Below are 20350 nucleotides of genomic sequence, written 5' to 3'. Positions count from 1 at the left end.
GACGTATCAGCAATTGAAGAAGCTTTTTCCGACCGTCGCTTTTATCGCCGTCGCGCTGATCAGCCTGACGATGGCGGGTTTTGCCTATTTTGCCACCCAGGAGGCGGCCCGCATTAAATTCGAGGCGACGGCAGACGACGCGCTTAACCGGATCGAAAGCCGCATCGACTTGGACCTGTCGCTGCTGCGTTCGACCCGGGCGCTGTTCGACGCACGCAATGGCGGTATCTCGCAGGGCGAGTTCAAGGCCTTCTTCAACGCGCTCGACATCGAGAATAATTTCGCCGGCCTGCGCGGCATCGGTTTCCTTCGCCTGGCGAAAACTGGCAACGAGGCGGCGGTCGAGCGCGACATCCTGCACGATCACGGCGCAAGCCATCCGATCTATCCCGACACGAACTTACCGTGGCGTACGCCCATCGTGCTGTTCGAACCGCTGGATCCGTCCAACAAATCCAGCATCGGCTACGACATGTTCACCGGGCCGGCGCGGCGCGAGGCGATCGAAAAGGCGATGACCGACGACCAGCAGCACGCCAGCGGGCTCGTGCAGTTCGGCAAGGATACGGGTGCCGCGCAGACCTTTACCGGGTTCCTCGTCTTCGTCCGGCTCAATGTCGAAACCGCGCCGGACGCCGTGAACGCGACGAGATCCTCGACTGCCGGCTTCCTTTATGCGGCCTTCCGCGCCCGTGATCTGTTCCAGGCTGCGCTCAGCCGGGCACCATTGCTGCCGGTCAACACCGAGATCTATGACGGCACGGTGGACAGCGACAACCTGCTGTTCCAATCGGAAACGCCGCCTGTTTCGAGCCTCGGCGACAGGCTGCTGGTCACCCGCAAGATCACCGTCGCCGGCCGGCCGTGGGTCGTCCTGTTCAGGCCGACAAGTGCTTTCTCGCAACCTTCCTCGCGCGCCATCCCGGTGATGCTCGGATTGTTCGGACTGCTGCTTGCGGGCGCCATCGCGCTGGTGGCCCGCTATCAGGAGCGGGCCTATGAGGCGGTCTCGCTGCTTCACGAAACGACCGAAAAGAGCCTGCTGGAAAAAGACCTGATGCTGCAGGAGATGAAGCATCGCATCAAGAACTCGATCACGCGGGTGCTGGCAATCGCGCGCCAGACAGCATCGCACACGACCGACGTCCAGGAATTCTCGGCTTCTTTCTCGGCCCGGCTGCAGGCGATGGCGGCTTCCCAGGACATGCTGACGCGCTCACGCTGGCAGAAAGCCGATCTCGGCGACCTGCTGCGCATCGAGCTAGGCCAGGTGTTCGGCAGCGAGCTTCCTGAAGGGCTGCTGTCGGGACCGCAGGTTCTTCTCGATGAAAAGACGACGCAGGCACTCGGCCTCGTCTTTCACGAACTGGCGACGAATGCGCTGAAGCATGGCGAAGCCGGCAATTCAGTCGGTGCGCTGAAGGTCGACTGGTCGCTCGACGCCCGTAGCGGCACCCGGACATTGGCTCTCAACTGGCGCGAGGCCGGTCAGAAGAAGCTCGAGACACCGGCAAAGAGCGGTTTTGGCACCAGACTGATCGATCTCAACGTCACGCGCGAATTGCGTGGCACAATCAGGCGCGATTTTCGCGAAGATGGCTTGAACGTGGAAATCAAGGTTCCGCTGCCGGCCTGAAACGCCGTCTCGTGGGCCGCGTCGCAACAGCGCTCTAAAAGGGCAAACGCGGAGACAGGTGGCCTGCCTCCGCGTTTGCTGTTCGCCTGGAGCTCGAAACTAGTTGCAGCGAGCTGTGTAAATCCGGCCGTGACGATCTCTGTATTGGCAGTAGCCATTTTGCAGACGGCGAACGAGCAGACCGCCAATCGCACCAGCGCCGGCGCCGATCAAAGCGCCCTTGCCGCCGCCGACAGCGCCACCAATGAGCGCGCCGCCCACAGTGCCGATACCCACGTTCTCTTCCGTGGTGGTGCAGCCGCTGACCGCAACCACGGCAACCATGGCAATAATCATCTTCCGCATGGAGTCATCCTCACTTTTGTCCTCACTTTAATAAGCTCCAGCCGCCATTTAGCATGAAAGTACGGCCTTTGCCCGCACGATTTCATTGTTGATTAAGATAGTCTTTTTCGGGGCGTGCGCCGTTCGATGCTACCACGAACCCGGAAATCTCCAAGGACGCATCGAGCGTGCCGCTGGGACGCACGTTCCAGACGATCCTGTCATAGTCGTCCTCGAGCACCGGATCGACGGCAAGGCATCTGGCGACGACATGTTGGGCCTGGCCCGGCAGGTCGGTGACCGCGAACGGGCACGGCCGAGCACTCGGGCAGTGGTTTCAAAGCGATCAAGCAGAGGCGAGTTCGATTCAGATCAGTTGGGACGCGGCGGTCAGGACGATCGCGGCCATAAGCGCGATAGCGGCGAAGCGGAGGGGCGAAGCACGAGGCGCGGGCGCTGCGGACGCGTCGGGATCCTGAAAACCGCCCATCGAGACGCGAGCGGCCTGTTCCAGTCTGTTCAAGTCGGCAGCCGTCAAGGCCCATTCCCTTCATTTTGTGCCAAACTCAATCCGGTGGATCGACACGTTCGCACAGGATCGGACTTTATGGTGAACAGTCGGTTAAAGATGGCGATGCGCAGCAAGCCTTCGCGCGGCGACCGCCGCTCGTTAATCCGTCTCGAAATTGCCGTGAGGAACGACAAGGCGGTATTCGAGGCGGTTCCCGGTGATCTCAAGTGTCGCCGTTCCATTCAATGAAGTGGGCACGACGCGTTCGAGCGCGACGCTGCCAAAACGCTTCTCACTGCGCTGATTGTCGTTGGCTCCGATCACTTCGGCCCATGTCAGCGACAGCGCAGGCTCGCCAGCGGAAGCTGCCGTCAGATCGGCCGTCACCTCGACGAAACCGTCGCTGCGCGACAGTGCGCCATAGCTGACCGAATTGACGGCGAGCTCATGCATGGCCAAGCCGATGTGCAAGGCGGCATTGGGGTTGAGATATGGATTTGCGCCGCGGAAGCGTAGGCTGTGCAAGGGATCCGCGCCGTACCTGCCGACCTGACCGGAAACCAGCTCGCGCAGCGCCGCTCCCCGCCAGTTGGATGACGTAACCAAATCCTGCGAGGAGGCCAGCGACTGCAATCGGCCGCGGAAGCGCGTCAGGAAATCGTCAATGCTGCCGGAATAACGGCCCGTCTGGGTGGCGATACTCTGGATGATGGCCAAAAGGTTCTTGGAGCGATGACTGACTTCGCGCAGCAGCGCCTTCAACGTCTGCTCCCGGCGTTTCTGCTCGGTTGTTTCGACCATGGTGGTCACGACGCCCTGCACCGCGCCGGTCTCGCTGCGGTCGGCGTCTATCCACACCTGAAACCAGCGGGCGCCGTCATCGGCCGGCACGCTGAGTTCAAGATGTTGAGGATTGCCGGAGACGATGACGTCGTGCTTGGCGGCGCCGATACGCTCTGCCTGCGCCGGCGGCAAGATGCCGGTGTTGTCGGAGGCATCGGAAGTCCAGGGCGCGCGCATGTTGCGCGCCCACACCGTCTTCATCTCGCGATCCTGGTACAGGACGGAAATCCCGGCATTGTGCAGTGCATGGAGAAGGGCCCGGCCAAGCTGCATCCCGCTTTCGGCGGGATGCAAAGCGATGATCTCATCACTCTGGCCGCGGTCTTTCATTTTTCCGACTCTGGAACGCATCGGTCAATTTGCTCAACCCATGTCGGGCTGAACGGTTCGCGGAAAAATGGGTTCCAAAAGGAGGAGGTTCGTATCAAGCCTTAAAAAGCGGTCCGCCGAGCGGCATCCCGTTGGAGGACACTGCCCGGCGGTGGCTGGAAACCGTTTGAGGGGTGCGGCTTCCAGTGTTCGCTTGAATGGCCGCTTGGCATTCACGCTCGTCTGATCAGGCCGGCAATAAGCGATATGATCAGGAAGGCGAGAAAGATGAAGAACAATATCTGCGCTATGCCGGCCGAGGTGCCAGCGATGCCGCCGAAACCAAGCGCACCGGCGATAATCGCCACGACGAGAAATACGAGCGCCCAGTAAAGCATGATCGATCTCCTTCCAATGCTGCGGTGAAAACGTGATTCGCCTCCGTTTGTTCCACCATTTTCCGAAAAAGACGATGCTGAAAATCTTCAGGGCCCGAATTGCCGCGGTGTGTGGAAAGGTCCAGTTGGTTGCCCCAGTTGGTTGCCAGTGAATTGAGCCGGCGTCACGCCCATCTGATCCGAGAGAGCGGCTGTCTCGGCGGCCGCAGTTCGGCCGTCCGCTGTTTCATGCCGCGGCTTTCGCGTGCCGGTCAAAGAACAGGGCCTGGCTGATAAGAGCCTTGACCATGTCCGGATTGAACGGCTTGGTAACCAGGAAAGCCGGTTCCGGCCGCTCGCCGGTGAGCAGGCGCTCGGGAAAGGCGGTGATGAAGATCACCGGTACCGAGGTCGACGACAGGATCTCATTGACGGCCGCTATGCCCGAACTTCCGTCGGCAAGCTGGATATCGGCAAGCACCATCTTTGGCCGCGCCTTGCCGAACATCGCCACCGCCTCGGCGTGGGTGCGCGCCGTTCCGACGACGCGGTGGCCGAGGCTTTCGACCATTTCCTCGATATCCATGGCGATCAGCGGCTCATCCTCGATGATCAGCACGTCGGTTGCCACCTGACGGGAGATCTCGTTGCTCGCCTGCGCGAGAAGTTCGGAGAATTGCTGTTCGTCGACGTCGAGAATCTCCGCCGCCTCGTCTTCGCTGAAGCCTTCGACCGCAACCAGCAGAAAGGCTTGGCGGGGACGAGGCGCAATTGCATTCAGATTGGCCGCGGCGCGCTGTTCCCATGCCGACTGGGCATGCTCCTGCGGAACGCGAATGGCCACCGAGGTGAAGAGCTTGGCAAAGACCTTGTAGAGCGCGATACGGTCGTTCGATGCGTCCGGAAAGATGTCGACATCGGCAATGATGGCCTCGAGCATTGCGGCGACCAGCGCGTCGCCGCTCTCTTGCGATCCGGATACGGCGCGCGAGAAGCGGCGCAGGAACGGCAGGTGCGGAGCGATGGTTGCTGATAGGCTCATAGTGGACGTCTCCCTCATATGACGTGATTGCATGTTACAGCTAAAAACGGTTTGCAAGCCTAGCTATTGAAACGCTGGCTCCTTGAAAAAGGTTCCAATCGTGCGGAACTAATATGTGAGGCTGGCGTTTAAAGGCGGGTTGGGCAACCAGACGAGGCTGCCGCTTGCATTGCGTTATGTGTTGAAGGGCGGCTTAAGGCTGGGACAAAAGGGCGAAATGAAGAACATGACGAAAGCTACCATGGGTGGCGTTGGCAACGGGCGCCGGGCTGCTTCCCGCGACCCGCTTGGGCCGAACTCGGAAATCGGCCGCAAACTCAAACAATACTATGACGAGCTGGTCTCCGACAATGTGCCGGATCGCTTCGCCCAACTGCTCAGCCAGTTGGAAAAGGCCGAACCTGTACAAAAGAAGGACTGAGGCATGGCGGCCGTCTCCCAGGGCTTCAAGACCGACTTGCTCGGCTCGATCCCGAGCCTGCGGGCTTTTGCCGTGTCGCTGACGCAAAACGCCGACAAGGCCGACGACCTGGTGCAGGAAACATTGGTCAAGGCCTGGGACAAGCATGAAAGCTTCCAGCCCGGCACCAACCTGAAGGCATGGCTGTTCACGATCTTGCGCAACGAATTCTATTCGCAGATGCGCAAGCGCGGCCGCGAGGTGCAGGACAGTGATGGCGTCATGACGGCCAGGCTTGCCGTTCACCCGGCCCAGCACGGCCAGCTTGACCTCGAAGACTTTCGCGGCGCGCTCGAGTTGCTGCCAGAAGACCAGCGCGAAGCCATTATCCTCATCGGCGCGTCGGGCTTCTCCTACGAGGAAGCGGCCGAGATCTGCGGCTGCGCCGTCGGAACGATCAAGAGCCGCGTCAGCCGCGCCCGCACACGGCTGCAGGAAATCCTGAAGATCTCCGGTGAAGACGAGTATGGCCCGGACGCAATTTCGGCTCAGGTAACTGGGTCGACTGCTGCGTGAAGCGCCGGCGTGTTCGAACCGCTCCGCGCCTCAGCGAAGAGGCGTGCGCCTGCAGGCCGTTACCACTGCCTCGACGAGATCGTCTCCCGAATAGGGCTTGGTGACCAGCCTGACGCCGGGAAAGGATTTCTTGATCTCGTCGGTATCCGAATAGCCCGAGGCGAAGACGAACGGGATGCCCGCTTCACGCAGCCGCGAAGCAAATTGGAGCGTCGAAACGCCGCTCAGCATGAGGTCGACGATGGCCACATCGAACTGCGCGGCAACGTCTTGCTGTTCGATCTCAGTCAGATCACGGGCGATGACCACATCGAGCGCGCCGTAGTCGCGGCAAAGCTGCTCGATATCCATGGCAATCAGGAACTCATCTTCCAGGATAAGAATCCGCAAACCCTCAAGTGATGCGCGCACGCAGCAATATCTCCTTAAATGCGTCTCTAACGTGAAACGGGGGAAGTCATGATCGTTATTTGGCATGCTGTCATTTAAAAAAGACGTGCCGGCGCGGATGCGTCGGCCTCGGCCCGTGCAAGGCATTTGCAACGCGCGCTGCCGGAGATAGGGTTAGAAGAGGTTCGTGCCGGAACCTTGGGGTCTGTCGGGCGTTTCGACCGAGCAAAAGCATGGAGAGTGAAGCAATGGCGACTGCCGCAGGAAAGGCCGCGAACGAAGCCCGCACGAATTCCGATATTGAGGCCGACATCGCACAATTGAAGGCCGACATCGACCAACTTACCAAGCTGTTGGCCAAAACTGGCGAACATGGCTACGGGGCAGCACGGCGAGCCGCCGCCGAAAGCGTCGAGCAGTTGCGAACCCAGGGCGAGGCAGCCTTCGACAGCCTGCGCAGCAACGCCAGGGATATCGAGGCGCAGATGATAGCGCATATGCGCGAAAAACCGGTGACTTCGCTGGCGATCGCCGCAGGCGTCGGATTCCTCTTCGCGCTTCTCGCGCGCCGTTAGTTCTGCACGCATGGGAATGCTTGCATCGCTGATCTCGGGCCTCGCCTCGGGCGAAACCATTGCGGCGGTGCAACGCGCACGCGTCGCTGCGATTGTCTATTCGATCGCAGCGCTCGCGGCGCTGTGCGGCCTCGGCTTCCTCGTCGGGGCGGCCTATATCTGGACGGCGGCCCGCTATGGGCCGATGGCAGCTTCCCTGAGCTTCGGGATCGGCTTTCTCGCAATCGCCGGTCTCATCCTGCTCGTCTACCGGATGTCGGCCGGCTCGCGCGCCAGGCGCCGGGCGAAGCGACGCAACGCCGACATGAAGGCTATCGGCATCACTGCGGCACTCGCCGTGCTGCCGGCGCTGCTCAAGGGCAAAGGTGGCCCGGGGAAGGCCGGACTGGGCGCGATTCTCGGCCCGGCGATAGCACTCGCCGCCTACGCTATCTACCGCGAGAACGTGAAGCGCGGCTCCGATGATCCGGATACCGGCAAACGGGAATAGTTCGGAGGGGATAGTTCGGGGCAAACGATTCTGGCGCCGGTCGCAAAATGCTGGCCTCACAAATCTTCGAGCGGAATCGATATTTCGGCGACCACGCCGTCCGGCCGGAATTCATGGGTCACCTCGCTGGAAATGACCTTGGCCAGGCTGCGGCGGATCAGGATCGAGCCGAAGCCATGGCGTTCGGGCGGCGCAACCCGCGGGCCGCCGCTTTCACGCCAGGCCAGCAACAGACGCCGTGCGCCCTTCCTGCCTTGTACCCTCCAATCGAGATCGACCTTTCCGGAGGAAACCGAGAGCGACCCGTATTGCAGTGCGTTGCTTGCCAGTTCATGCAGGATCAGCCCGAGCCCGACTGCCTGGTCGGGTGAGAGCAGGACATCGGCGCCGGAGATCGCCATGCGCGATTGTCCGGCGGCTTGGAACGGCTTTAGCTCGATCTCCACCAGCTCGCGGATGCCGATACCGCGCCACTCGCGGTCCGACAGCAGGCTGTGCGCAACGCCCAGTGCCTGCAGCCTGGCGCTGAAGGCTTCGAGGAATTCGCTTGGCTGGCGGGCATGGCGAACGGTCTGCGTCGCCAGCGCCTGTACGGTTGCCAAAGTGTTCTTGACGCGGTGATTGAGCTCGCGCAGCAACAGCCGTTGACGTTCGTCGCCAAGTTTGCGTTCGGTAATGTCGTAGTTGACGCCGAAGATAAGCGTTGGCTTGCCCTCGCCGTCGCGTTCTATGACGCGGCCGCGCGTTGCGATCCATCGCGGCGGATCGAGGCCTTTGACACGGTATTCGCCAAAATAATCGTCGCTGCCGGTCAGCGCGTCGCGAAAGCGTGTTTCGGTCTGGTGAACGTCGCGCGGGTCGATGGCGGTCAGGATGTCGCGCGCCCTCAGCCTGTTCGATTTCGGCAGGTTGAATAATTCGGACAGCAGGACATCGCAGTCGATCATATCGCTGCGGATATCCCATGCCCAGCTGGCAAGCGAAGCCGCGTCGAGCGCGATAGCGCGCCGCTTTTCCTCTCGAACCAGTGCTGCCTTGGCAATCGCCGCACTGCGGGTTGCATCCTTCAGCGTGAACAGGCTGGCGGCAAGGCCGGCCAGCGCCGACAGGTGGTCGAGCTGGACAGAGGAGGGACGTGCGTGCGGCTTCCGGTCGAGCACGCACAGCGTGCCGATCAGCGCGCCGTCGATTACGATGGGCACGCCTGCGTAAAAGCGGATATGATGCTCGCCGGTGACCAGCGGATTGGCTTTGAACCGCGGATCCGCCGCCGCGTCGGCCACCACCATCGGCACGTTGCCGGCTGCGATGGTATAGGCGCAGAACGATGTCTCGGTTGCGGTTTCGGTCTCGTCGAGGCCGATACAGGACTTGAACCACTGCCGCTCGGCATCGACCAGCGTGATCAGTGCGACAGACGTTTGCATCGCCGAAGCGGCAAGACCGCCGATACGATCGAAATCAGGGTCGGCAGCCCCGTCCAGCGTGTCGAGGCCGTGCAGCACGGCAAGACGGTCCGCGGCGCCCACCACACGGCGAATATCGGCCGGCAGGCCCGGCGTGTTCTGGCTATTGTCGTCCACTATGCCCCCGGTGGCCGGCTCCGCTGATTGGTCAGGCCAACCGGCCCGTCTGCCGCCTTGCAGAGCCGGAACTTTCGCGGCGGGGGACCGTTACCAGCCAACGCCCCGCCAGTTACGCCTGCCGGCGCCAAATATGGAGCCAGACAATGCCAAAAACCATTCCTGAAAACAAAGCCCGTCAAGGGCGGCGGGGTCGGCATGTCCTTCGTATCCTGATCGCCGCGCTGTTGCTGGCTTTTATCGCCTGGGGCGTCGCCGAAATCTACGGCTGGATGATCGAGACGCCGAAGACCGAACAGGGCAACACGCCCAGCGGCTAGGTTCTCTCCATCGCTCGCGCCAGTTTGCATCACACAACCCCACATCACGCATCCCACGTCAGGCAACCTTTGCCTCGGCGGCGCGCGCAGGGACGAGAACATTCAACGCGCGCGGATGGATTTCGACGGTCGTCTCGCGATCGAGCTTTACCAGTTCGCCGTCCATGACGGCCTGAACTTTCCTGTTCCTCGAATGGATTGTCAAAACGGCGCGGTTTGCCTGATGAATTTCGACATGCTCGTTGCCGCGCCATTTGCCACGGGCGACGTCAAAGAGGAACCTGATCAACTCGCCGCGCCGCCGCGCCACGGTGACATAGATGCCCAGCACGCCGCCTGCCGGATTATCGGCATAGGGCAGGTGGCCCTCGCCAAACAGATTGTTGGTGATGCCGATACCGGTGATCCGGGTTCTGATCTCGGCCTCGCCGATCGTCAGCGTTACGTTCATCGCCGGTGGATTGTTGATCGTCGCCCAAGCGGCTCGCACCGAGGCGCGCATCTTCCCCAACCGCGAGCCGAATTCCATCTTCTGGCGCAGTTGCACCATCCTGGCGTGCATGCCGATCGAGAATTGATGCACGAAAGGCCGGCCGTTGGCTGTTGCAATGTCAATCGCCATCACCTCGCCGTCGGCAAACGATTTCAGTGCCGCATCGAGGGTCTGCGGAATACCGAGGCCGCGCGCAAAAAGGTTCATTGTGCCAGCCGGCAGAATTGCCAGCGCCTTCTCCCCATTCATCAAACGGGCTGCCGCGGCCGAAATGGTTCCGTCGCCGCCGCCAGCCAGCACGACGTCGATGCCGCGCCTGGAAGCTATGTCGTCCAGCGTGGCGACGATATCCTTGCCGGCGGCGATGTCGATATCGATCGAGTGACCAGCAGCCTCAAGCGTACCGCGGATCCGGCCGGCGAAGGCCTCAAGATCGATGGTGCGCAGGGTGCCGCCGTCCTTGTTCAGCACCGCTGCAAACCGCATGGCCGCTCCATTTTTCCAGCACCTATCCGGCCGGGACGGGGTCCCAGCCGGGAGTGGAACGGGGCGGCCGAGAAAATGTTCCTTTCGACCAGCGTGGCGAATCCGAGAACCTTCGACATGGCACCGGGTGCGCCACGGCTTTTTTCGGAACAACAGTGTGGTCACAACGTTGTGAACATGCAGAAGACGCTGCGCCCGCAGCGACGCTATGCGGGCACGGCGTGCACGAAATCACCGACGAGGAGACACTAAGATGATCCGCACCCTTTTAACCACGACAGCAGTCGCAACATTGATTGCGACGGGTGCATTTGCGCAATCGGCGACGACCCCGGCGCCGGCGCAAGCACCCGCCGTAGAGAATTCCGCTCCAGCCGCTCCGGTGCAACGCGCCGAGGGCAGTCTTGTCACCAATATCATCGGCGAGTCGGTTTATAACGGCACCGGCGACAATGCAGAGAATATCGGCAAGGTCACCGATGTCGTCTTCGACGAACGCGGCCAGGTAAAATCCATCGTCATCGGCGTCGGCGGGTTCCTCGGCATTGGGACCAAGAACGTCGCCTTCGACTTCAGCAAGATGCAATGGGCCGAAAGAAATGGCGATCGCTGGCTGATAGCGCAAACGACGAAGGATGAGCTGACGGCTCATCCGGATTTCGACCGCAAGCCCTATGATCCGGCGCCTGCGGCGACAGACACCACGGCTACGGCTCCTGCCGCTCCGTCGACCTCCACCGATACGGCGCAGAACGCCCCGGCGGCGCCGGCCGGTAACAACCCCGCTCCGGTCGTGAAGCGCGCGGAAGGCAATCTTGCCACCAATATCATCGGCGAGACCGTCTACAACGGTACCGGCGACGACGCCCAGAACATCGGCGACGTAAACGACATCGTCATCAACAAGGAAGCCAAGGCGCAATCGCTGGTCATCGGTGTCGGCGGCTTCCTCGGCATAGGTGAAAAGAACGTCGCCTATGATTTCGACAAGGCGCAGTGGGCCGAGAGGAACGGCGATCGCTGGCTGGTTGCCCAAACCACCAGGGAAGAGCTGACGGCGCAGCCGGATTTCGACCGCAAGCCCTATGATCCGGCCCCGGCGACCACAGCGTCGAACGATGCCGCGGCTAATGCGCCAGCCGTCGTCACGCCTACTGTGACGGCCAGCAACACTGCCACGACCGATAACACTGCGACGACCAACAACACTGACCAGGCCAGTAAGACGGCTCAAAATGCCCCAGCGCCCGCAACGACGGCAGACCAGACCAAGACCGGGTCGATCGACAAGTCGACACTGACTGAAATGCCGATAGGCGAAATCCGGGCCGAGGATCTGGTCGGAACAACCGTCTACGGCGCCAACGATGTCAATGTCGGCGAGATCGGCGATATCGTGCTGGGCGGCGACAAGAAGGTCGACGCAGTCATCATCGACGTCGGCGGCTTCCTTGGCATCGGCGAGAAGGAGGTGGCGGTCGGCATGGACAACCTGAAATTCATGACCGACAGGAACGGCAAGCGCTATCTCTACACGAACTTCACCAAGGAGCAGCTTGAGGCGCAGGCCCCCTATGACAAGGCCAGCTATGCGCAAAATCGCGAGAAACAGCGCATGATCATGCGCTAAGCTGCGCACAGGCCGACAGAGAACCCCGCCCCGGCAACGGCGCGGGCTTTGCTTATCTCGAGGGGAAGCCGGCGACATGGCCGGCAACGCCATTGTCCGTCAATTCGGCGAGCGCCAGCGACTGGTCGAGATGCTCGGCCCGCCAGGCGAGCAACTTCTCGGCAAATTCCAGCCGTGCCAGCAGATAGGCTGGGTCGTCAGCGACATTGGTCAACTCGCGCGCATCCTTCTCCAGGTCGAAGAGCAAGGGCGGCAGGCCTCCGCCGAAATGCACATATTTGAATTTTTGCGTGCGAACGACGGCGAGATTGCACTGACGCGGACCGACGCCGAAATACCGTTCGGCATCACCATCCGCGATCGAGCGGAAATCGAACTCCCAATGCGCCGCATCGCGCCAATTGTCCGGCTCCGTTGCGTCCAGGAAAGGCGCCAGCGAGCGGCCGTCGAGATGCGGCAGCACTTCGCCGCCAGTGAGCTCGAGCCCAGTGAGCTCAAGCAAGGTCGGCGCCAAATCCACCGCCTCGGTGAAGCGGTCGACGCTGCTGCCGGCAGCCTTGCGGCGGCGCGGATCGCGAATGATCAGCGGAATATGGAAGCTGCAGTCGAAGAAGCCGCCCTTGCCCAGCATGAAATGGTCGCCCATCATCTCGGCGTGGTCGGAGGTCAGCACGATGACGGTGTCGTCCCATGCATCGGCCGCCTTGACCGCTTGCCAGACGCGGCCAAGCTGCGCGTCGACCTCCGAGATCATGCCGTAATAGAGCGCCCGGATGCGGCGAAAATTATCGTCGCCCCAGTCGCGCACCTTGCCCTCCGAGCCGGGACGGAATCTCGACCGTTCCTGCCGGTTAAGTTCATAGGCGAGATAAGGGTGGCTTGCTGCTTCGGCCTGCCAGCTTTCCGCGCGGTCAAAAGCTGGACCGATGGCCGGATCGTACATGGCGTTGTAAGGCGCCGGCACGATGAAGGGCGGGTGGGGGCTGATGAAGGAAAGATGCGCGAACCACGGGGCATCGCGCTCCTGCTCGCCGAGCCAGCGGATGAATTCGCCGGCCAGGAAGGCCGACGGCGTCTCGTCCTTCGAATAGATTGGCGGACCGTTGCTGATCGCGCCGTCGTTTTCCAGGATTTCGCCCGCCGGGCGGTGAATGGCGGGGGAGCCGGCGCCGGCATCGACGCCGCGCGCCTTGAGCCATGACAGCCAGGGCTTCTGGTGCTCGGGCAGAAGCTGGCGCACGGTGAAGCCGGGCAGCACGCCTTCATAGCTTTTCAGCTGCGGGTCGCCAGGCGCCAGCGTGCGCGGGTCGCGCGCCATGTCGGTATAACCGAACAGCGTCGGATCATAGCCGAGGGCGCGTGCCCAGAGGGCTATGTTGCCGTGGCGGGCGTCGAGCGGCGTGCCGTTGCGGCAGACACGATTGTTCATCTGGTAGAGGCCGGTGTAGAGGCAGGCGCGTGCCGGCGAGCAAGGTGCGGCGCCGCCATAGTGCTTCTGGAACAGAACGCCCTCGGCGGCCAGCGCGTCGGCATTGGGCGTTCTTACCACCTTGTGGCCAGCAGCTGACAGGCAGTCGCCGCGCCATTGATCGCAGGTGATCAGGAGAATGTTGGGGCGTTTTCCCGTCAACCGCGGTATCCTCATGCTGGCTACATGCGTCGTTCTTGGAGCGCAATTTCGACGAGTATGCAAGCCGGTCCAGTTTGCCGAATGGTGAACAAAACCTGCTTCGTCGTTCACTTTAACAGCACAGTCCATTCTGTGTTTGCCGCCTTTGCGGCCAGGAGGCGGATGCTCATATTTGCGTGGACAGCGGCAAGGGCCGCACCGGCACAAGGAAAGGAGCAGAAACATGCTCGACCAAGTCAAGGGCCTGCATCACGTCACCTCGATGGCCAGCGATGCGCGCCAGAACAATGAATTCTTCACCGGGACGCTCGGTCTGCGGCGGGTCAAGAAAACCGTCAATTTCGACGCACCCGATGTCTACCACCTCTATTACGGCGACGAGGTCGGCACGCCCGGCTCGGTGATGACCTACTTCCCGTTCCCGAACATCGGCAAAGGCCGCCATGGAATCGGCGAAGTCGGTACCACCGCTTACTCGGTGCCCGAAGGCACGCTCGGTTATTGGGAGAAACGGTTTGCCGAGCAAGGTGTCACTGGGCTGTCCCGCGAGGAGACGTTTGGCGAGAAGCGTCTTGCGTTCGCCGGTCCCGACGGCGACGGGTTTGCGCTGGTCGAGGACAGAGCGGACAACCGTGCGCCATGGGCCAAGGGTGGCATTCCCACCGACGAGGCGATCCGCGGCTTTCACTCGGTGTCGCTCAGGCTGAAAGATGGCGGCGCCACCGAAGAGCTGCTGAAATTCATGGGTTATGAGGAGGTCGACAAGTCCGGCAACGTCAGGCGGCTGGCGGTGAGGAACGGCAACGGCGCCGACGTCGTCGATATCGAATCGCTGCCAGGGGCCGGCTTCGCCAATCTCGGCGCCGGCTCGGTCCACCATGTCGCTTTCGCCGTCGAGAACCGCGCCAAGCAGATCGAAGTGCGCAAGGCGCTGCTCGATACAGGTTATGAGGTGACGCCGGTGATCGACCGCGATTATTTCTGGGCGATCTATTTCCGCACACCGGGCGGCGTGCTGTTCGAAGTCGCCACCAACGAGCCGGGCTTCGACCGCGACGAGGATACCGCCCATCTTGGCGAGGCGCTGAAGCTGCCGTCGCAACACCAGCATTTGCGGCCCTATCTCGAGCAGCATCTGCAGAAACTGGAAGACTGAGGGCAAGGTCATGAGCAAGGATTCGTATATTCACAAAGTGCTGCCCGGTTCGCCTGATGGACCGCTGCTCTTCGTCTTCCATGGCACCGGCGGCGACGAGGCCCAGCTTCTGTCGCTTGGACGCGATCTCGCGCCGCAAGCGACGATCGTCGCTCCGCGCGGCGATGTCTCGGAACAAGGCGCCGCACGCTTCTTCCGCCGGACCGGCGAGGGCGTTTACGATATGGGCGACATCACGCGAGCGACGGACAAGATGGCCGGCTTCGTCAAGGCACATGTCGAGACGGCAAGGCCATCTTCGGTGCTCGGCCTCGGTTACTCCAACGGCGCCAACATCCTGGCCTCGGTGCTGTTTGCCGAACCGTCGCTGTTCGACGCAACGGTGCTGATGCATCCGCTGATCCCGTTCGAGCCGGAGGTCAAGGGCAGCCTTGGCGGCAGCCGCATCCTGGTCACCGCCGGCAGGCGGGACCCGATCTGTCCGCCTGATTTGACGGCGCGGCTTGAAGCCTATTTGCGCGCCGATGGCGCCGATGTCACAGTCGAGTGGCATGACGGCGGCCATGAGGTGCGGCCGAGCGAGATCGAGGCGGCGCGGCGGTTGTTCGCCCTTGCGCCGGATGAAAGGACCGCAAGCCATGTCTGACCTATTGCCCGAGATCGAGATGGAGGACCGCGGCTCGAAGGGCCGCTACCTCCTGCGTGGGCCGGGCGGCGCCGAGGCTGAGATGACCTTCACCAAGATCGGCGAGCACCAGATCATCATCGACCATACCGAAGTGCCGGATGCATTTCGCGGCCAGGGCGCGGGGCTTCGCCTGGTCACCCGTGCCGTCGAGGATGCACGTGCGGCGGGCAAGACGATCATCCCGCTTTGCCCGTTCGCCAATGCCCAATTCCGCCGCCATCCGGAATGGGCGGACGTGCTGAAGCGGTAAGCACAGCCCCTCGATGAATGACAGGAGAAGGGGTGCGCGGCTTTACCGCGTGCCCCTTTGGCCATTGGAGGCGTACAAACACAGCGGCAACATGCGGGATTTGCGCAGAGCGCCAACCTTGCCTAAGTATTGCCAGCAACCGGCTCGCCGTCCGCGGCCCGACCACTTCAACCGAATGGCCCTCCATGACCGAATCCGATCTCGTTCCCGTCTTCGACGGCCACAACGACACGCTGCTCCGGCTCTACCAGTCGAAGGATGCGGACGTCGAAAAGCTGTTCGTCGAGGGGACGCCAGGTGGCCACATCGACCTGCCGCGCGCGAAGAAAGGCGGGTTTGCCGGCGGCATGTTCGCGATCTTCCCGCCGCCTGTCGAGAAATCCAAACGCGGCGCGGTGCCGCTGGCGCCGAGCGACAGCGAGCCCTTGCCACCCGAGATTCCGCGCGCCGATGCGCTCAACTCCACCGTAGCGATGGCCTCGATCCTGTTCAGGCTGGAGCGGGCTTCGGCACTTACTGTATGCCGCAGCGCCGGCGATGTGAGGAAGGCGATGGCGCAAGGCTCGATCGCGGCGGTCTTCCATATCGAAGGGGTCGAGGCGATCGACCCTGAGCTCACCCTGCTCGACGTTCTCCACGCAGCCGGCCTGCGCTCGCTCGGTATCGTCTGGAGCCGTCCCAATGCCTTCGGCCACGGCGTGCCGTTCCGTTTCCCGTCATCGCCCGATACAGGGGCGGGGCTGACCGATGCCGGCAAGGCGCTGGTGAAAGCCTGCAACCAGCTGAAGATCATGATCGATCTTTCGCATCTCAACGAAAAAGGTTTCCGCGACGTCGTCGAGATCAGCGACGCACCGCTGGTCGCGACCCATTCCAACGTGCACGCGATCTGCGGCCATTCGCGCAACCTCACCGAATGGCAGCTCGGCGCGATCCGCGACTCCGGCGGCATGGTCGGGCTGAACTTCGCCACCGGGTTCCTGCGCGAGGACGGCAGGATGAACGCCGACACCGGCCTCGACGTCATGGTGCGCCATGTCGATTCGCTGCTGCAGGCGCTGGGCGAAGACGGCGTCGGCCTAGGCTCGGATTTCGACGGCGCCATGATCCCGGCCGTGATAGGCGATGTTGCCGGCCTGCCAAGACTGCTCGACGCATTCGCGGCACGCGGCTTCGGGCGCGCGCTGATCGAGAAGATCGCCTATCGCAACTGGCTAGGCATGCTGGAAAGGACCATCGGCTAAGCGGGTGATGCCGGCTTGACCGGAACGCGTTTTGGGGGCGGACTATTCGAAACCCATGCGTTTAAGCCAGTCCTGGCCAATGCCGCGATCACGGATGATCGGCAGCGGATCCGTCGAATCCAGGCGTGCGCAGATGCGGTAGACCTCGAGCGTCTCGGCGTTCATCTCGCCGCGTTTGTAGAAGAACATGGCCGCGGCATAGCGGGTGCGGCCCGACCATTTTTCGCCGAGCGGCGTGTTGATCAGCTGCCACTGTTCGGCGGCTTCGGTGTCGAGTTCGGGACTGTCGGTGTCGTCGGCCATATTTAGAAATCCGCGGGCGGACTGGTGCGGCGGTCGAGTTTGATGACCAGCCGCGGCGCCAGTTTGGCACGCCTCAGCAGCTTTTGATATTGCAGCTCGCGCCTGGCGTAGATCTCGACCCAAGGTCCGCTGCAGGCGGGCTCGGCGGCGCTGATCTGGTCTGCATCGCCGGGATCGCTGCCTTTCGCCGACGGTGCCTTCGACGTCGTTTTCTCCAAGGATGCAATCTCGACGAGAACATTCGAATATGGGCAGCCGTGCAGAAGGTGCTTGACAGTGGCAAACACCGTCCCACTGATCTTCGCGGCCGAAGCCGATCGGCTAGCCGGCGATGCTGGAGACCATCACCCCGATGAAGACAACAGAGGCGCGCGAAGCCCTCCTCGAACCGGCGCGAAAAAGCGATTCCGATAAGCGCGGCCGCAAGGCGTCGAAAGAGACCAGGCAGCTTCAATTGATCGAAGCGACGATCGATTCACTGGCCAAGCGCGGCTATTCGGAGACGACGATGGCCGACGTTGCCGACGGCGCCGGCCTGTCTCGCGGCATCGTCAATTTCCATTTCGAGAGCAAGGAGAAGCTGCTCGTCGCGACCTTGCAATACATGTATGACGAGTATTCGGCGCATTGGCGCAGCGCCTTGCAAAAGGCCGGCGATGATCCCGCCTGCCAGTTGCAGGCATTGGTGGCGGCCGATTTCGACCGCTCGATCTGCAACAAGCGCAAGCTGGCTGCCTGGTGTGCCTTCTGGGGCGAGGCCAAATCGCGACCGAAATATCAGGCGCTGAGCAGCGCACGCGATGCCGTCTACCAGAACATCTTCATCGATCTTTGCGCGGCGCTCAAGCAGAGCGGCTTCTATGCCTATGAGCCGCAAGTCATGGCGCTGGCGCTCAGCGCCATGCTGGATGGTCTGTGGCTGCGTTTGATGATGGGCACCGAGGACGCCACACGCGAGACGGCGCTGCAGGCCGCGAACGAGTTCCTGTCTGCGGCATTCCCCAAGCACTATCCGAACTCTGCAGCCCGCGGTGGCAGGCCGGCGTGAACCATCAAAAAGAGGGTGGACCAGCAATGAAGACAATGATCCGGCCCCTGACATTCGAGAAGAGCAAGGCCGGCTAATGAAGTTCAAGATTGAACGAGCCGATGTGGCCATCGTCGGCGCCGGCTTCACCGGCCTGTCGGCCGCGCGTGAATTGAACCACGCCGGCATCGATGTCGTGCTGCTCGAAGCCCGCGACCGTGTCGGCGGCCGCGTCGAAGCCGTGCAGAACGGGCTCGGCGAGCGGATCGACAGCGGCGGCCAGTTCCTGTGCGAAGACATGCCGGAATTAATGGCGCTGGTGCGAGCGCGCGGCAAGACATTGGTCGAGACCCATGTCGCAGGCGAATTCGTCACGCAGCCGCGAATGAGCGAGGCGCAAGCCGGGCGCACTAACGGCACCGCGATGCGAATGCGCGAGCGGATGAATGCGATCGCACCGACCGACCCGACCATTGTCGGCTTGACGGTCGCGGCATGGCTCGATCGCCAGGCCGATCCCGACGATGCGAAGGCCGCCTTTCGGTCGATGATCGAGGGCCTGTGGTGCCTGGCAATGGAAAGGCTGCCGCTGTGGTACTTGATCGACAATGATCGCCGCATCACCAACGAGGTGTCGGAGCTGCAGTATTTCGTGGGCGAAACCATGCATTCGCTAGCGGATGATCTTGCGCGGGATCTCGGCGATCGACTGCGGCTGAATACAGCTGTCGAGGCCATTGAGCACGGGCCGGGAGGGGTTCGCGTCGTTTCGCCTGCCGGCGCGATCGAGGCACGAGCGGTACTGGTCGCCGTACCGCCGATGATGGCCTCGAGAGTGGATTTCGTGCCGCCGCTGCCGGCTGTGCTGAAGAGAGCCCTCGGCGTCTGGCAAAGCGGCGCGGTGATCAAAATGCTGGTGCGCTACCCCAAGGCTTTCTGGCGCGACAGGGGCTTGAGCGGCATGGTGATGTGGCGCGACCCGCACGGGCTTTTTGCCTGCGATGCCAGCAGGGACGAGGATCACGCAGCCCTTGTCGTCTTCATCGGCGGGCCGCTGGCGCAGCGCTGGCGGGATCTGGACGACGCGGCGTTGCGCGCAAAGGTGACGTCAAAGCTGGAAGAGGCGCTCGGTATCGAGGCGGCCGGCATCATCGATCTCAGTTATCGCGACTGGACTGGGGATCGCTGGAGCGGCGGCGGTTACAGTGATCTGATCGTCGATGCGACGGCAACCGATGCCGAACGCATTATCCGCGCCGGCGCGTCGCGGATCCATTTCGCCTCGTCGGAGCTGTCGCCATCATTTCCGGGCTACGTCGAGGGCGCCATCGTCGCCGGCCGCATTGCTGCGCTAAGAATTATTCAGTCTGCCATCGCCAGCAGAGCCTCGGGGTCATAAGCGAGGCGGATCAAGGTGCCGAGCGCATCGACGCGCATTGCCACGAGCTCGGCCTGCTGGTCCGGCCACTGATCAACATGCGCGTGATGTCGCCGCCATTGATCATCACGCGCGACCAGATCGACGACATGGTGTCGATCCTGCGCGAAGGCATTTCGCGCACGATGGACGATCTGCGCCGCGAAGGTGCCTGGCGGGGATAGGCGTTTATCGCCGGCAATCTCGCCATTGCTGACAACGATCGTCCGCGCCTACGATGTCCGGCAGGGGCCTCGATCGCCTGTCTCTGGCCGCATCTCTGGGGAAACAAAGCATTGATGACCTATCGGGCCTGTTCGGCCTCGCCGGTAAAACCGCCTTAATTTCCGGATTGAGCCGCGGCATTGGTCGGCCGCTGGCAACGTGGGCGAGGTCGATGAACTGGGCGGTGCCGCGATCTTCCTGGTTTCCGACGCGTCGAGCTTCATGACCGGCCAGATGATCTATGTCGACGGCGACATGACCGGACCCGTATGAGCGTGACTGTCGCTGTCGGGCGCATGGAAGATCGGTCGGCCTCGGGCCCGCCCCGCAAAAGGCAGGGCTCGTCATTTGCACACTCTTATCTTCACCGCTAAGCTTCTCTGGCTGGGGTATTTTCCTCAGATCACATTCGCCATCCCAAGGAT

At 62.3% G+C, this 20350-nt stretch carries 25 protein-coding genes and 1 pseudogene; 15 read left to right on the top strand and 11 right to left on the bottom strand.

Annotated elements, in window-relative coordinates:
• Positions 1-13 precede the first annotated feature (13 nt).
• Positions 14-1636: a CHASE domain-containing protein gene (locus NKI47_RS10685; RefSeq protein ID WP_352480856.1), complete on the top strand. Its 1623-nt coding sequence runs from the start codon at positions 14-16 to the stop codon at positions 1634-1636.
• 99 nt (positions 1637-1735) lie between these two features.
• On the opposite strand, the gene NKI47_RS10680 is transcribed toward NKI47_RS10685, so the two are convergent.
• The 5 genes from NKI47_RS10680 to NKI47_RS10660 all read right to left on the bottom strand — a co-directional run bounded on the left by NKI47_RS10680 (position 1736) and on the right by NKI47_RS10660 (position 5042).
• Complete coding sequence (locus tag NKI47_RS10680) at positions 1736-1981, bottom strand: YMGG-like glycine zipper-containing protein (RefSeq protein WP_006328050.1); 246 nt, start codon at positions 1979-1981, stop codon at positions 1736-1738.
• Between the two features lie 346 nt (positions 1982-2327).
• Positions 2328-2498 carry a hypothetical protein gene (locus tag NKI47_RS10675; protein WP_352480855.1) on the bottom strand — a complete coding sequence of 57 codons (171 nt, stop codon included), beginning with the start codon at positions 2496-2498 and terminating at the stop codon, positions 2328-2330.
• A 132-nt stretch (positions 2499-2630) separates the two neighbouring features.
• The gene (locus NKI47_RS10670; protein ID WP_352574835.1) at positions 2631-3665 is read right to left on the bottom strand and encodes a sensor histidine kinase; all 1035 of its coding nucleotides are present in this window, start codon (positions 3663-3665) and stop codon (positions 2631-2633) included.
• A gap of 191 nt (positions 3666-3856) precedes the next feature.
• Entirely contained in the window at positions 3857-4021 is a 165-nt protein-coding gene (locus NKI47_RS10665) for a DUF1328 domain-containing protein (protein WP_023678541.1), read from the bottom strand.
• Between the two features lie 226 nt (positions 4022-4247).
• A complete protein-coding gene (locus NKI47_RS10660; protein ID WP_352451151.1) occupies positions 4248-5042 on the bottom strand; it encodes a response regulator in 795 nt (264 codons plus the stop codon).
• A 217-nt stretch (positions 5043-5259) separates the two neighbouring features.
• Between NKI47_RS10660 and NKI47_RS10655 the strand changes: the two genes are divergently transcribed.
• Both NKI47_RS10655 and NKI47_RS10650 read left to right on the top strand, forming a co-directional pair.
• On the top strand, positions 5260-5463 hold the full coding sequence (locus tag NKI47_RS10655) for a NepR family anti-sigma factor (RefSeq protein WP_023678543.1): 204 nt from the start codon (positions 5260-5262) through the stop codon (positions 5461-5463).
• A gap of 3 nt (positions 5464-5466) precedes the next feature.
• Entirely contained in the window at positions 5467-6018 is a 552-nt protein-coding gene (locus tag NKI47_RS10650) for a sigma-70 family RNA polymerase sigma factor (protein WP_023678544.1), read from the top strand.
• A gap of 30 nt (positions 6019-6048) precedes the next feature.
• On the opposite strand, the gene NKI47_RS10645 is transcribed toward NKI47_RS10650, so the two are convergent.
• Entirely contained in the window at positions 6049-6429 is a 381-nt protein-coding gene (locus NKI47_RS10645) for a response regulator (RefSeq protein WP_352589818.1), read from the bottom strand.
• A 227-nt stretch (positions 6430-6656) separates the two neighbouring features.
• Here NKI47_RS10645 and NKI47_RS10640 point away from each other — a divergent pair, with 227 nt between their 5' ends.
• Complete coding sequence (locus tag NKI47_RS10640; protein ID WP_023678546.1) at positions 6657-6983, top strand: ElaB/YgaM/YqjD family protein; 327 nt, start codon at positions 6657-6659, stop codon at positions 6981-6983.
• Between the two features lie 10 nt (positions 6984-6993).
• Positions 6994-7473 (top strand): hypothetical protein, encoded by a 480-nt coding sequence (locus NKI47_RS10635; RefSeq protein WP_352589815.1) that lies wholly within the window; start codon positions 6994-6996, stop codon positions 7471-7473.
• Positions 7474-7529: 56 nt separating this feature from the next.
• Here the strand turns inward: NKI47_RS10635 and NKI47_RS10630 are convergent, their stop codons facing one another.
• Positions 7530-9056: a sensor histidine kinase gene (locus tag NKI47_RS10630; RefSeq protein ID WP_352589812.1), complete on the bottom strand. Its 1527-nt coding sequence runs from the start codon at positions 9054-9056 to the stop codon at positions 7530-7532.
• A gap of 146 nt (positions 9057-9202) precedes the next feature.
• Here NKI47_RS10630 and NKI47_RS10625 point away from each other — a divergent pair, with 146 nt between their 5' ends.
• Positions 9203-9376, top strand: coding sequence for a hypothetical protein (locus NKI47_RS10625; protein WP_292659198.1), 174 nt, complete (start codon positions 9203-9205; stop codon positions 9374-9376).
• 58 nt (positions 9377-9434) lie between these two features.
• Here the strand turns inward: NKI47_RS10625 and NKI47_RS10620 are convergent, their stop codons facing one another.
• Complete coding sequence (locus tag NKI47_RS10620) at positions 9435-10355, bottom strand: diacylglycerol/lipid kinase family protein (RefSeq protein ID WP_352457969.1); 921 nt, start codon at positions 10353-10355, stop codon at positions 9435-9437.
• 253 nt (positions 10356-10608) lie between these two features.
• Here NKI47_RS10620 and NKI47_RS10615 point away from each other — a divergent pair, with 253 nt between their 5' ends.
• Positions 10609-11985: a PRC-barrel domain-containing protein gene (locus NKI47_RS10615; protein WP_352589809.1), complete on the top strand. Its 1377-nt coding sequence runs from the start codon at positions 10609-10611 to the stop codon at positions 11983-11985.
• Positions 11986-12037: 52 nt separating this feature from the next.
• On the opposite strand, the gene NKI47_RS10610 is transcribed toward NKI47_RS10615, so the two are convergent.
• The gene (locus NKI47_RS10610) at positions 12038-13630 is read right to left on the bottom strand and encodes an alkaline phosphatase family protein (protein ID WP_502897336.1); all 1593 of its coding nucleotides are present in this window, start codon (positions 13628-13630) and stop codon (positions 12038-12040) included.
• A gap of 208 nt (positions 13631-13838) precedes the next feature.
• Between NKI47_RS10610 and NKI47_RS10605 the strand changes: the two genes are divergently transcribed.
• The 4 genes from NKI47_RS10605 to NKI47_RS10590 all read left to right on the top strand — a co-directional run bounded on the left by NKI47_RS10605 (position 13839) and on the right by NKI47_RS10590 (position 16953).
• Positions 13839-14771, top strand: coding sequence for a VOC family protein (locus tag NKI47_RS10605; protein ID WP_352589803.1), 933 nt, complete (start codon positions 13839-13841; stop codon positions 14769-14771).
• 10 nt (positions 14772-14781) lie between these two features.
• Complete coding sequence (locus NKI47_RS10600; protein WP_023678554.1) at positions 14782-15417, top strand: alpha/beta hydrolase; 636 nt, start codon at positions 14782-14784, stop codon at positions 15415-15417.
• Positions 15410-15709, top strand: a complete 300-nt coding sequence (locus tag NKI47_RS10595; protein WP_023678555.1) for a GNAT family N-acetyltransferase — start codon at positions 15410-15412, stop codon at positions 15707-15709. The genes NKI47_RS10600 and NKI47_RS10595 overlap by 8 nt, the downstream gene beginning before the upstream one ends.
• Positions 15710-15894: 185 nt before the next feature.
• Positions 15895-16953, top strand: coding sequence for a dipeptidase (locus NKI47_RS10590; RefSeq protein ID WP_023678556.1), 1059 nt, complete (start codon positions 15895-15897; stop codon positions 16951-16953).
• 42 nt (positions 16954-16995) lie between these two features.
• On the opposite strand, the gene NKI47_RS10585 is transcribed toward NKI47_RS10590, so the two are convergent.
• Positions 16996-17256, bottom strand: a complete 261-nt coding sequence (locus NKI47_RS10585; protein WP_023678557.1) for a hypothetical protein — start codon at positions 17254-17256, stop codon at positions 16996-16998.
• A 2-nt stretch (positions 17257-17258) separates the two neighbouring features.
• Positions 17259-17474 (bottom strand): hypothetical protein, encoded by a 216-nt coding sequence (locus tag NKI47_RS10580; RefSeq protein WP_352574940.1) that lies wholly within the window; start codon positions 17472-17474, stop codon positions 17259-17261.
• A gap of 113 nt (positions 17475-17587) precedes the next feature.
• On the opposite strand from NKI47_RS10580, the gene betI reads away from it, so the two are divergent.
• The 4 genes and pseudogenes from betI to NKI47_RS10560 all read left to right on the top strand — a co-directional run bounded on the left by betI (position 17588) and on the right by NKI47_RS10560 (position 20198).
• Positions 17588-18304 (top strand): transcriptional regulator BetI, encoded by a 717-nt coding sequence (gene betI, locus NKI47_RS10575; RefSeq protein ID WP_352891294.1) that lies wholly within the window; start codon positions 17588-17590, stop codon positions 18302-18304.
• 76 nt (positions 18305-18380) lie between these two features.
• Positions 18381-19682: a flavin monoamine oxidase family protein gene (locus tag NKI47_RS10570; RefSeq protein ID WP_352589800.1), complete on the top strand. Its 1302-nt coding sequence runs from the start codon at positions 18381-18383 to the stop codon at positions 19680-19682.
• A 20-nt stretch (positions 19683-19702) separates the two neighbouring features.
• Positions 19703-19885 (top strand): annotated as a pseudogene (locus NKI47_RS10565) (aspartate aminotransferase family protein); the annotation flags it as partial.
• Between the two features lie 166 nt (positions 19886-20051).
• Positions 20052-20198, top strand: coding sequence for an SDR family oxidoreductase (locus NKI47_RS10560; RefSeq protein ID WP_502896713.1), 147 nt, complete (start codon positions 20052-20054; stop codon positions 20196-20198).
• Positions 20199-20350: the final 152 nt, after the last annotated feature.

Source organism: Mesorhizobium sp. M0633 (genome assembly GCF_040320645.1).
GTDB lineage: Bacteria > Pseudomonadota > Alphaproteobacteria > Rhizobiales > Rhizobiaceae > Mesorhizobium.
The sequence above is the reverse complement of the archived record's forward strand: the minus strand, read 5'-3'. Positions and strand labels throughout refer to the sequence as shown.